At 42.0% G+C, this 12,872-nt stretch carries 9 protein-coding genes and 1 riboswitch; of the genes, 4 read left to right on the top strand and 5 right to left on the bottom strand.

Annotated elements, in window-relative coordinates; genetic code table 11:
* From metH to ABZB17_RS13595, 4 genes are all read right to left on the bottom strand, one after another.
* On the bottom strand, positions 1–2,460 hold a 2,460-nt coding region (gene metH / locus ABZB17_RS13610), incomplete at its 3' end, for a methionine synthase (RefSeq protein WP_372650889.1).
* A gap of 72 nt (positions 2,461–2,532) precedes the next feature.
* Positions 2,533–3,285, bottom strand: a complete 753-nt coding sequence (locus ABZB17_RS13605; protein ID WP_372650888.1) for a UPF0280 family protein — start codon at positions 3,283–3,285, stop codon at positions 2,533–2,535.
* Between the two features lie 36 nt (positions 3,286–3,321).
* Positions 3,322–3,732, bottom strand: a complete 411-nt coding sequence (locus ABZB17_RS13600) for an NIL domain-containing protein (protein WP_163325574.1) — start codon at positions 3,730–3,732, stop codon at positions 3,322–3,324.
* Positions 3,725–4,888, bottom strand: coding sequence for a homocysteine biosynthesis protein (locus ABZB17_RS13595; RefSeq protein WP_372650887.1), 1,164 nt, complete (start codon positions 4,886–4,888; stop codon positions 3,725–3,727). Before ABZB17_RS13595 ends, ABZB17_RS13600 begins: the two co-directional genes overlap by 8 nt.
* Before the next feature lie 296 nt (positions 4,889–5,184).
* Positions 5,185–5,295, bottom strand: a riboswitch (SAM riboswitch).
* 323 nt (positions 5,296–5,618) lie between these two features.
* Between ABZB17_RS13595 and ABZB17_RS13590 the strand changes: the two genes are divergently transcribed.
* From ABZB17_RS13590 to ABZB17_RS13575, 4 genes are all read left to right on the top strand, one after another.
* A complete protein-coding gene (locus tag ABZB17_RS13590; protein WP_372650886.1) occupies positions 5,619–6,176 on the top strand; it encodes an RNA polymerase sigma-70 factor in 558 nt (185 codons plus the stop codon).
* Positions 6,177–6,236: 60 nt separating this feature from the next.
* Positions 6,237–7,343, top strand: a complete 1,107-nt coding sequence (locus ABZB17_RS13585; protein ID WP_372650885.1) for a FecR family protein — start codon at positions 6,237–6,239, stop codon at positions 7,341–7,343.
* 226 nt (positions 7,344–7,569) lie between these two features.
* Positions 7,570–10,842, top strand: coding sequence for a SusC/RagA family TonB-linked outer membrane protein (locus tag ABZB17_RS13580; protein ID WP_372650884.1), 3,273 nt, complete (start codon positions 7,570–7,572; stop codon positions 10,840–10,842).
* 33 nt (positions 10,843–10,875) lie between these two features.
* The gene (locus ABZB17_RS13575) at positions 10,876–12,378 is read left to right on the top strand and encodes a RagB/SusD family nutrient uptake outer membrane protein (RefSeq protein WP_372650883.1); all 1,503 of its coding nucleotides are present in this window, start codon (positions 10,876–10,878) and stop codon (positions 12,376–12,378) included.
* Positions 12,379–12,576: 198 nt separating this feature from the next.
* Here ABZB17_RS13575 and ABZB17_RS13570 read toward each other — a convergent pair.
* Positions 12,577–12,872: transposase (locus tag ABZB17_RS13570; RefSeq protein ID WP_372650882.1), on the bottom strand; the 296-nt coding region annotated here is incomplete at its 5' end.

Here is a 12,872-nt window from a genome sequence, read left to right as displayed (position 1 = left end):
CATTTCTTTGGCAATCTCCACCATAATTTCCAGCGATGGAGTGATTAATCCGCTCAGCCCGATTACATCCACTTCGTTTTTAATGGCTTCCTCAAGGATTTTCTCCGTTGGAACCATAACTCCCAAATCGATGATTTCGTAATTGTTACAGGCCAATACCACACCAACTATATTTTTACCTATGTCGTGAACATCGCCTTTTACGGTGGCCATCAGCACCTTTTTCTGCGAAGTGCTGTTTTTGAATTTCGCTTTATCGGCTTCAATAAATGGCAGCAAATAAGCCACAGCTTTTTTCATCACCCTTGCCGATTTTATCACCTGTGGCAAGAACATCTTTCCTGAGCCAAATAACTCACCAACGATGTTCATACCGTCCATCAATGGGCCTTCGATAATGTCCAATGCAGGCGAATATTTCTGAACGGCTTCGGCCATATCTTCGTCAACAAATTCGGGCAATCCTTTTACCAGCGAGTGAGCAATCCGTTTCTCAAGAGGCAGTTCGCGCCATTCGTCTTTTCTTTCTTCTTTTTTCGAAGTCGACTTCAGGCTTTCGGCAAATTCAAGTAACCTTTCCGTTGCATCCGGCCTGCGATTTAATACGAGGTCTTCAATCCTTTCCAGAAAATCTTTTGGGATTTCATCGTAAATCTGCAGCATTCCCGGGTTTACAATTCCCATGTCGAGACCTGCTTTTATGGCATGAAACAGGAACACCGAATGCATCGCTTCGCGAACCACATTGTTCCCGCGGAAAGCAAACGAAACATTACTTACACCGGCACTTACTTTTGCCAGCAGCAGATTTTCTTTTATCCATTTCACCGATTCGATGAACGATACGGCGTAATTATTATGCTCTTCAATGCCGGTACCGATGGTCAGCACGTTCGGATCGAAAATTATATCCTGGGCAGGCAATCCTACTTTTTCGGTAAGAATTTTATAGGCGCGGCTGCAAATTTCTTTGCGGCGTTCGGTGTTGTCGGCCTGGCCTTTTTCGTCAAAAGCCATAACGATAACAGCTGCACCGTAACGTTTAATTTTTTGTGCCTGCTCGATAAAAACGTCTTCCCCCTCTTTTAGGCTAATGGAGTTTACAATGGCTTTCCCCTGCAAGCATTTTAAACCGGCCTCAATGACATGCCACTTTGATGAGTCGATCATAATTGGAAGCCTGGCAATATCGGGTTCTGCCATAATCAGGTTCAGGAAAGTTACCATTTCTTTTTCGGCGTCCAACATGGCATCGTCCATATTAACATCTATCACCTGTGCCCCGTTTTCAACCTGGTGGCGTGCAATGGTCAGCGCTTCCTCGTATTTTTCTTCGCTGATTAGTCGAGCAAATTTGCGCGATCCGGCAACGTTACACCGTTCTCCAATATTCAGAAAGTTGGTGTTTTCGGTAATGGTTACCGGCTCCAGTCCACTCAGCTTTGTGTAAGTGGTAGCTTCGGCCCGATGGTGCGGATTTGCTTTGGCAGCCATATCGGCAAATGCCTTGATGTGAGCTGGCGTTGTACCACAGCAACCACCAATAATATTTACATAGTTATTATCGAGATACTGTTTGATGTGGCCGGCCATAATTTCCGGTGTTTCGTCGTACTCGCCAAACTGGTTTGGTAATCCTGCGTTTGGGTGTGCACTAATATGAAATGGTGCTTTCCCGGCCAGCTCTTTAATATACGGCTGTAGATCGGTAGCTCCCAACGAGCAGTTTAGTCCTATACTTAACAAATCAACGTGCGAAACCGAATTCAGGAAAGCTTCCAGCGTTTGACCGGAAAGTGTACGGCCACTGGCATCGGTAATGGTTCCTGAAACCATTAGAGGAATATTTATACCTCTTTCGTCAAGAACTTCTTCAATGGCAAAAATGGCTGCTTTGCTGTTCAGTGTATCAAAAATTGTTTCGATGAGTAACAGATCAACACCGCCATCGAGTAACGCTTCCACCTGTTCGCGATACGCTTGTTTCAACTCGTCGAATGAGATGGCGCGATAACCGGGATCGTTCACATCGGGCGAAAGTGATAATGTTTTGTTTGTAGGACCTACTGATCCTGCCACATAACGTGGTTTATCCGGATTGGCCAAGGTGAATTTATCGGTCAGTTCTTTGGCAATCTCAGCCGAAGCCTTATTCATTTTATAGACATACTCTTCAGTATAGTAATCGGCCTGCGAAATGCTGGTTGCATTAAAGGTGTTGGTGCAGATTATATCGGCACCTGCTTCCAGATAAGCCTCATGGATTTCCGAAATAACATCAGGGCGAGTCAGCGACAGCATGTCGTTGTTCCCTTTCATATCACTGGGGTGATCTTTCAATAATTCGCCCCTGTAATCGGCTTCTTCCAGTTTATATTCCTGAATCAGAGAACCCATTGCTCCATCCAATACCAATACTCTCTTCTTGAGTTCTTCCCGTATGTCTCTTTTTGTTGTCATCTGTTTAATTTTGAACACTAAGACTCAAAGCCACTAAGAATATTTTGTGTCTTCGTGACTTCGTGTTTTAATCTATTTCAATATCCTTATCTCATTCTCGCCCTTAATGCCGATCTTATCTTCGCAAATAATGAGCAACGATTGTATCTCGTTATAATTTTCTGCCTGTTTAATCACTTTTTCAACATGGTCAGGTGTTTTAACCTTATTTCCCAGCGCAGTTGCCAGCGCATCCGCCATAAGAATATCTTCACAAACCACTACAACGGCATCCGCTTTTCCATAACTTATCGATGGGCCAACTGTACCGGCCGAAGTACAAATACCAAAGGTACTACTCCCTGCGGGAATTACCAGCCCGATACGCTCGGTTAGAATGGATTCGCCTGCAAAAACAGATAAAATCAGTTCATCCTGTAAAAGCACAAAGATGTCGCCGCCGTTTTCAACTAACAGCTCCTTCACCGAAAAGTTTTTACAAATTTCTTCTCCAATTTCGCGGGCGAACAAACCGGCCACTGCCGACATGGGACCAATTCCGGCTTTCTCGGCAGCACGAGCCATTTCTTTTGCTTCTTCAGGAGCAAAATCAGACGGCTGAAATGGTTTCAGGCTTTTCCTGAAAAACGGTTCCTTTTCGATATAATCATCGAACGTTTGGCGTAGCGTTTTCATTTTTGCCAAAGCCACTTCTTTCATCTCGTCTTGGTAAGAAGCCGGATCGATACCGATCCAAAGATCGGTTTCCATGTGTTTTACTTCAAAACCTGTAAAACGTTCGGTGTTAAACTGGCTGCGATAGGTACGTTCTTCAAAAAGTTTCATCGTTATAAAATCGTGATTTTGCGAAAATGCTTCTTTCTATCTAAAATCAATTTCGAACAAGTTGAGAGGGCAGGCCGGAATACAAAGTTCGCAAACTACACATTTGCTTTTGTCGAATTCCAGTTTCCACGACTGCTTGTCCATGTTTAATGCACCGGCAAAACATACGGCGGTACAGTTTCCACAGTCGATACATTTTTCTTCTTTCCAGCGAATACGTTTGTCGAGCGATTCGCAGGTGATTTTATGGCTTTTAATGTACTCAACGCCTTTTTCAATATTCTCTTTTTTGCCTTGCAGCTCAAGCAAAAGACTGCCTCGTTTCCCGGGGTATACCTCTGCTTTCAGAATATTTATCCGGATATCGTATTCCTTCACCAGGTGGTAAGTAAACGCTTTGTCGCCGCTTTGCGGAGGGAAATTCAGTATATATCTTTTTTTAATCATTGTCAACCTCCGTTTCTTTTAGTCCGTTTAACGATGTATTCGAAGGGAACATGTGTACGGGTTTGGTTACTTCGAACTCTCCGTTTTGCAACCATTTCTTCAGCTCATCAGCAATTTTGCGCGCTTTTTTTAAGCTGGCAACCGGCGCGGTTCTTATCTTTTTACCTTTTACTTTTATGGTTCCCGACTGCAATTCTTCGTAGGTAACCTGCCCAAGTTTGGGCGTTCCAACCGTCCCGTAATCAAGTACCGAAGTTTCAATCTGGCTGTTGTTTATCGATACGCGTTTGGCAATGTCTGTGTTTAAAACCGGTATCGGAATACCAATTCCCACAAACATGCTCACCCCGTATTTTTCGTATGATGCAGCCTGAATATATTCGGCCGACATTTCTTTCAGGTTGCCCATTACTGCAATGGTAGCGCCATTGGTAACCGGAACTCCCAGCTCGTTTTTTGGTTTCGTCGTGTGAAACTGTGTTCCCGGCCAAACCACAAAACCCTGTGTTCCTCCTAAAAATATGCGCGTTCCCAGCCCGATGGTTTTAAACTCCGGGTCGTTTAGCAGCGGGCTTAATTCGCCTGAAGTGGAGTAGGTGGCATTGCGTAAATTGGGTAGCAAACTGCCCATGTAGGTATATTTTATAGTGGAAGTGGTATTTACCGCCACATTGTAGTTCTGATAAGCATTCCGCGGATTGAAAAGCGTAAACTCGTTTATGGTGTTAATGTTGATTTTGGTTTTAATGTGCTTCCGCGGATAACAATCGGTGCCTTTTGCCCAGGCTTCCAAAACTACATCTTTTCCTTCCAGTAAATCCTGAATAACGTGTGCACCCCCGTACTCCTGATTGTCAGGGTTACAGGCAGTGGCGCCAATGTATGAATCAACCGCGGCCAGACCTTCGTAGCATGGAACGTCGTTTAACCGTATTTTTTCCATCCGGATTGGCGGATTGGCGTGGCCGAAATTTATAATCGCCCCCGATGAGCACATGGCGCCAAAGGTTGCTGTGGTTACAACATCTACTTTCTCAACTATTTCTTCGGGCGACATTTCTTTCGCCATTTTCGCAACTTCTTCGGCGGTTAACACAACTGCTTTACCGGCCTTCAGTTTTTGGTTAATTTCTTCGTACGATTTTGTTTTAGACATATTATAAAAGTCGGAAGTTGGAAGCCAATAGACCGAATCAGGTAGCTTCGAAACAGGTTACTGTCTTCATTTAAAAGTTTTTAATGATATTTTTTACGCTGCTAATTTTTATGCGGTTAAAACCGCTGACGCATACACATATTTGCCCCGTGCAGATAGTTTGTAAAAAATAATTTGTAGTGCAGTTTTTTCATGTGATTAAAAGTGTTTGTTTTCAAGGGAATCACATGGAACTCGCTGTTGACCAGTCAGCTTTTGTATTTTGTAAGAGTATACTCGTTTCATCGATTGTGTTTTAATTATAATTCCGTTTCCGGCCGGGTATTGGCACCTTTTTGTCCGCCAGTTGCCGAACAAGGTTGCCAGAGTTTCGCAGAGCCCGATCTCTCCACTCTTCTGTATAAGCAAACACCCTTTGAAAGAATATTTGACAATGAAACAAAGATAAGCGAATTTGTAAATTTTAAATCGAACAACATGTTTAGATTTAATAATCTTAGGGACTTTTTCATAAATGAATGTCGTTTTACAAAATGTTAGCTACGCCAGAAACGTTGTAAATCTGTGTTCTTTTTTATTCTATTGATACTTTTTGCGCGTACTAATTTTCTTCTGATTTGATTATCAGATATAGAAGTAATACAACTTATGGAATCGATTGCATTTTTAGTAATACAATAATTCTCAGAATAGAATTATTTCTATATTTAGGGTCTTTAACCGCACATTAATGACCACAGAAAAGCAGAAAAATGGCTCTCATTTATTGTTGGAACACGCGTTTCGACAGTACCATGCTTCCCTGTTTTTCTATGCGTTAAAGTTTATCGACAATAAGGAGTTGGCTAAAGATATGGTGCAGGATGCATTCCTGAGTTTATTAAATTTTAAGCAGCAATCCGAAGTCAATAACCTGAAAGCATATCTTTTTCGTGCGGTAAGAAACAATTGCCTTAATCATATAAAACATACGATCGTAACATCAGAATTTGCGAAAAACGAGCAGGAGCGAATTAGCCGCGAAATTAAATTTTACGATACACACCAAACCCTTGTTGAAAAAGAACTGCAGGAAAAAGTAAACGAAGCAGTTAGTGCCCTTCCAGATAAATACCGGATACCTTTTGAGCTTAGCCGTTTTAATGAACTTTCAAATAAAGAAATTGCTGAACAATTGAATTTGCCCATCAGAACTGTTGAAACGCAGCTGTACCGGGCATTAAAACTACTGCGCGAAAGCCTTATTAATAAAGGGATCTTGCTTTTTACCTTTCTTTTTTTCAAATAAAATATATTTTTTTTGACGTAGATTGATGCACTTGGTTGTCGTTATGAAAAAGACAGCGAAATGATCATCGACGACATATATATAAGCCTGGTAATCCGGTACCTGAAAAAAGAATTGTCGGAGGAGGGAAAAAAGGAACTCTTCCACTGGGTGTATGAAAAGAAAGAGAATGAAAAACTCTTTTATCACCTGAAGGATATTTGGGAAACGGCGCAATTCGAGAATATTTCAAAAGGAGCCGATACCAATTCGGAATGGGAACGATTGGCCATGGTTGCCATTCACGAAGAAACTGATCACTTTTATGAAAAGAAATCAGTTAAACATACACTTTACCAGGTGCTGAAGGTGGCCGCAGTTGTTCTGGTAACCTTTGGCATTGGTTTTATGGTTCAAAAGTACCTGCCTGAGGAAGAGCAATATGCATGTGTTAATGTGCCTTACGGAGCAAAATCTGAACTTCAGCTGCCCGATGGAAGTATGATTTGGGTTAATTCGGGTTCAACCCTGAAATACCCAACTGATGTAAGCGGGAAAGAGGTGAATATTTATCTTGATGGAGAGGCTTTTTTCGATATTGCAAAAAACCCAAAACGTGCTTTAAATGTAAAAACATCGTCGATAAATATTCAGGTACACGGCACATCGTTCAATGTAAAGTCGTATGCCAATGACGATGTGGTTGAAACAACTTTAATTGAAGGTTTGGTGTCAATTAGCGGAAAAGTTGGCAATCGTGTCATTAAATCACCAATTTTTCTAAAACCCAACGAACAAGCCGTTATAGCAAAAAGCAATGAGACGGTAAATGTGACGACTCCTTCGGAAGAAAGTACCACTGAAGAGACCGCGCAGAATCAGATGTCAACTCCACTAACTACAATTCAGCCAAAAATTGAAATTACCAAAGGTATTGAGCCTGATGAGTTTATTATGTGGAAATACAATGTGCTGGTGTTTAAGAACGAACGTTTTGAAGACCTCGCCATTAAACTTGAGCGTTGGTACAATGTACAAATTACCATAGCAGACAAGGATCTAAAAAATTCGCGCTACACCGGAACCTTTGAAAAAGAAAGCATCGAACAGGCCATGAAGGCGCTTAGTTTATCGCTGCCGTTTAAATATGAAATCGACAAAAACAAAATAACTATACTAAAGAAATAGAACAAATAAACTAACAAACAAATACTTACTGCCTATGATTTAAAAAAATCTGCCTAAAAAGAATCGGAAAATGCGTCAACATTTCCCGATTCCGATTCATCACTCCGCCGCACGCGGAGCAATTAACTTATTAATTATTTATAAGCACGTTAAAACTATGAAAAAAAACTATGACTGTATTGGCTTTTGTGTGAAAAATAGAAGCCTGCTAAAACTATTAATAGCTATGAAATTTACGCTACTACTGTTTTTACTTACAACTGTTCAGTCATTCGGAACAGTTTACTCCCAGGGAACTAAATTTTCTATCCATTTACAAAATGTGAACACTGTCGAAATTTTTGAAACCATTGAAGATCAAAGTGAGTTCAAATTTTTATACAACAACGATTTGCTGGTAAACAAAAATTACGACAACCTGCAGATTACAGATAAAACTGTAGAACAGATTCTTGATGTTGTGTTAAACGGAACCGGAAACAGGTATTCGGTTTTGGAAAATAACCTGATCGTCATTTCTCCTTCTGTAGGTGCAGCTCAACAAGGTCTGATAAAAGGGAAAGTAACCGACATAAAAGGTGAACCGCTTATCGGAGCCACTATTGTTGTAAAAGGAACAACCATTGGCGATATTACCGACATAAACGGTGAATATGTGATAACAAATGTGCCGGTTGGAGATCAGACATTAATTGTATCGTTTATTGGCTACTCATCGCAGGAAATAGAAGTGAGCGGTGATGGCACATATGATATTACTTTAAAAGAAGACGTTGTTGGTTTAGACGAAGTGGTTGTTGTGGGTTACGGAACCGTAAAAAAGAGCGATTTAACAGGAGCTTTGTCGCAAGTAAAAGGTGAAGACCTGGCGGCCTACCCGGCACTGGGAATGACTCAGGCAATGCAAGGTAGGGCTGCCGGGGTGCAGATTCAGAAAAACAACGGAGAGCCCGGAGCCTCATTTAATGTTCGGATTCGTGGATCGGGCTCCATCAATTCTTCAGCCGATCCTTTGTATGTAGTTGATGGATTTCCGGGGGCAACAGCTCCTCCGGCAGAAGACATTGCATCCATCGAGATTTTAAAAGATGCTTCGGCCACTGCCATTTACGGTTCGCGCGGTGCTAATGGTGTAATCATGATTACTACCCGCCGCGGTGCTGAGGGGAAAGCACGAATCGAGTTCAACACATCATTTTCGGCTGAAAAGGAAATTAATCGTCTCGACCTGCTGAACAAAGATCAGTTTACCGATTATGTTACCGAAGTAAATCCTGATGCATTGGCCGGTTCAATTATCGGGCCCGGCACCGACTGGCAAGATGAAATATTCCGCACCGGAATGATTCAAAACCATCAGCTTTCAATTACAGGTGGAGACAAAGGACTCAAATATTATGTTTCAGGAACGCTTTACGACCATGAAGGAATAATACTAAATTCCGGTTTTAAAAGGTATTCAATAACAAGTAACCTGGATATTAAGGCAGGAGAAAAACTCAATTTGGGTGTTAATCTTTTTGCCCGCCGAACTGAAAAAGACGGTGTAAGAACCCAGGAAGGCAGCGGTGGAACAAATGGAACAGGTGTGGTTGCAGCAGCCTTTAGTGGTGAACCAACGCTTCCGGTGTATAACGAAGATGGCAGCTATACCATCTCCTGGTTGGGCGACCCAAATGATAACCCGGTAGCTATAGCGAAAGAGAGAAGCAACAATACGGTAGAAGATCGTTTCCAGGCAAATATGTTTGGAGAATATCAAATTCTGCCCGATCTGAAGTTTCGTGTTACGATTGGTGCAAACATAAACAACTATCGTACCGGAGACTATGTGCCAACAACACTGAATGCCGGAGCACAATCAGGTGGAAGTGCAAGTATAAATTCAGGAAAATATACCGGGTTAATCAACGAGAATTATCTTACTTACACGAAACAATTTGGTAATCACAATATTTCGGCCATGGCAGGTTATTCATACGAATCAACCCGAAGTGAAGGATGGTCAGCAAGCAGTCAGACCTTTTTAACCGACGCCTCGTTGTGGTGGAACCTCGATGGCGCATCAACTTACAACAGCCCCGGCTCAGGTCTAGTAGAAACCGAACTTTCTTCGTATTACGGTCGGGTTAACTATAAGCTTTTTGATCGTTATATGATCACACTGAATGCCCGCTATGACGGATCTTCACGGTTTGCCAAAAACGAAAAATGGGCATTTTTCCCGTCAGGAGCAATAGCATGGAACGTAATGGAAGAATCGTTTATGCAAGAGGTTAAAAAAATTAGCCAGTTAAAACTTCGTGCAAGTTATGGTGTTACCGGAAACCAATCCATTAGCCCGTACCAGTCGTTGGCACGCCTCGGAACAGTACATTCCATTCAAAATTCTGCCATTGTAAATGCAGTTAGGCCAACTTCAGTTGCCAACGATAACTTAACCTGGGAATCGACAGCACAAACCGATGTTGGTTTTGACCTAGGCTTATTTGATCAGCGACTGTCGCTGGTAGGAGATTATTATTACAAAAAAACAACTGACCTCTTGTTTAGCATGCCACTGCCTCCTTATTCCGGCTACAGTTCGATGCTGAAAAATATTGGAAGTCTTGAAAACAAAGGTGTTGAACTCACACTATCATCTATCAACCTGAATGGAGAGTTGCGTTGGGTTACCGATCTGAACTTTTCAAAAAACCGAAACAAAATTCTTGAATTGCCTGATAGTAAAGATGTAATGTATAAAGTATTGCCGGGCCATATGGTGGGCGTAAGTACAACGAACATATTACGCGAAGGAGAACCAGTAGGCGTGTTTTACGGATATGTTTACGATGGTGTATACCAGGAAGGTGAAACCATCTTACCCGGAAACTTCGACCAATATGCAGGTGGTGAAAAATACCGCGATATTGATGGCATTAAGGACGAGGAAGGTATCCTCACCGGAGAAACTGATGGAAAAATCAACGGCGACGACCGTAAAATTATCGGAAATCCACATCCCGATTTTATCTGGGGGCTTAACAACACCCTGGAGTACAAAGGATTCGATCTGAATATTTTTATTCAGGGATCGCAGGGGAATGACATTTACAGCTATACTTTACAGGAACTGGAAACCATGCGAGGAAGCAGTAACTCTACAACCGAAGCTTTACGACGTTGGACACCGACCAATACCGATACCGACGTGCCGGTTGCAAATACTGCCCGGGGTTACCATTCTTCTTCACGCTGGATTTTTGATGGCAGTTACGTTCGCGTTAAGAACCTGTCGCTGGGTTATAACTTGCCAAACAACCTGGTTCAAAAAGCAGGTTTAAGCAACGTTCGCGTGTATATAAGCGGTCAGAACCTCTGGACCATTACCGGTTATCGCGGATACGACCCCGAAGTTAATTATGGAGGATCAGGTTCGAACACCAGACTGGGATTTGATTACGGAAGTTATCCAAATGCCAAATCGTATACAGTTGGCTTGAAAGTTACTTTCTAATTCGAAAATGTTGAACATTAAAAATTGAAGAAAATGAAACACTTAAAAATATTTTCATTGTTATTGATTGTACTAGGTATTTTCGCCTGTACTGATTTGCAGGAAGACCCTGTTGGCGAACTTGCCCCTGACGGATTTTTCAAAAAAACCGGCGATGTTGAAGCTGCAATTTTCGGAGCTTACGGAAGAATGGCCTCTGAAGGTTACTGGGGAAGAAAACAATCGTTAACCATTATGTTGTTAAGCGATATGGTTGATATCGGTGATCCTGGAACGCCATCGCGACGTAAACAAATTAATAGTTTCACCAGCGATGCATTTAGTGGTATGGTTAGTTCATTCTGGCCCCGGTCGTACGATATTATAAGTGCAGCCAACAATGCTATTTATGGAGCGGAAGTGATTGAGGCCGACGAGGATGTTAAAAATGCACTTAAAGCGGAAGCAATGTTTGCCCGGTCGTTTATCTATTTTAACCTGGTTCGTTTGTTTGGCGATATTCCTTATATCGGTGAATCGATCAGTGATCCGGAAGCGGTTGCCGATTTATTAAAAACCTCAGCTGCCGATGTTTACGGTTATATTATCGCGGATCTTGAATTTGGCAAACAACACTTACCCATGACTCAAAACGCCAGGGCCAGGGCCAGTGCAGGTGCTGCCGCAACTATGTTGGCCGATGTTTACCTTACTTTGGGTGATTACAGCAAAGCATACGAAAATGCTAAATGGGTGATCGACCATGCAACAGATTTGGAGTATGAACTTGAGGCCGATTATCAGAATTTATTCGATGGATCAAAACAGGATAATTTAAAGGAACCCATTTATGTGATTGACTTTCTGGGCCAACAGGCTGGCGGAAGTTCTGAAGGTGATGACCTTTTCGGCCCTTTAACCGGTATCAGAGGTTCTGATATGCAGGGATGGGGAGTGGCCGTTCCGTCAATGGCTGTGTACGAAAGCTGGGACGACAGAGACTACCGAAAAAGTGTAGCCTTCGATGCTGAAACGACAAAAGGTGGCGTAACGATTCCGTATACCGAATTTAACAACGAAAAACGCCCGCATATTGCCAAGTATACCCGCTTTCCGGGAACAGCCGATTTGAATAACCGTTATACCGACTTTAATTATGCCATTTACAGGTACGCCGATGTGCTGCTGATGGCGGCAGAAGCAGGTAATGAAGTTAGTGGGCCAAATGCTGAATTGATTGGGTATGTTAACCAGGTGCGTGCCCGTGCCCGTAATGCAGCCGGTGTAATGAATGACTTTCCTGCAGACGTTCAGGCAGGCTTGTCGAAAGATGAATTCCGTGATTTGATTTTGGAAGAAAGAAGGTTGGAATTGTCATTCGAGCTAAAACGTTGGTGGGATATTAAACGTCGCCAGTTAGGTGATGAAGTGTTCAAGGGAGCCAGCTCGCTTGAACCCCATGAAAACTTTAACGCTGCACGCGATTATCTTCTGGCATTGCCACAAATTGATCTCGACAGAAATCCGAATTTGTTACCACAAAATCCGGGTTATTAATAGTATAACTAGTTGGATAGAAGCTTTCCGCTTTTTGCGGAAAGCTTTTTTATTGCAAAAAAAGTGGCAAACGAATTTGTATTCCGGACAGGCATGAAGAGCCATTTAAGGCTTGGGGAATGCTCCTGACTTCGACACTTTTTCAAGGCAAAAAACATATCTACCACTCAATCAGCACTATAGTAACCCGAGTTCGATTTAAAATATGGCCAATTGGTCTGTGCAAATTTCTTCATATTTGATAGCAGGTTTCTTAGGAAAAAAGTGATAAGCAATTAGACCAGAAATCATATTTGTAATAAAGTTTGCAAAAGATCTGTGTCTTGAATGTTCTACAGAACAAATATTTTTAAGTTCATCATTAATGGTCTCTATAACAGAGCGTTTCCGTAGTAATATTTTGTCTTTCATTTCCATTAGGACATTCTTCATGTTATTACGGATATGAGTGATTAGATGAAGTCCATCAACGAAAAGAACTTCAGTAAGTTTCT

It is taken from the genome of Draconibacterium sp. (assembly GCF_041583095.1).
Classification (GTDB): domain Bacteria; phylum Bacteroidota; class Bacteroidia; order Bacteroidales; family Prolixibacteraceae; genus Draconibacterium.
Note: the sequence above shows the minus strand (reverse complement) of the source record. Positions and strands in the feature narration are given on the sequence as shown.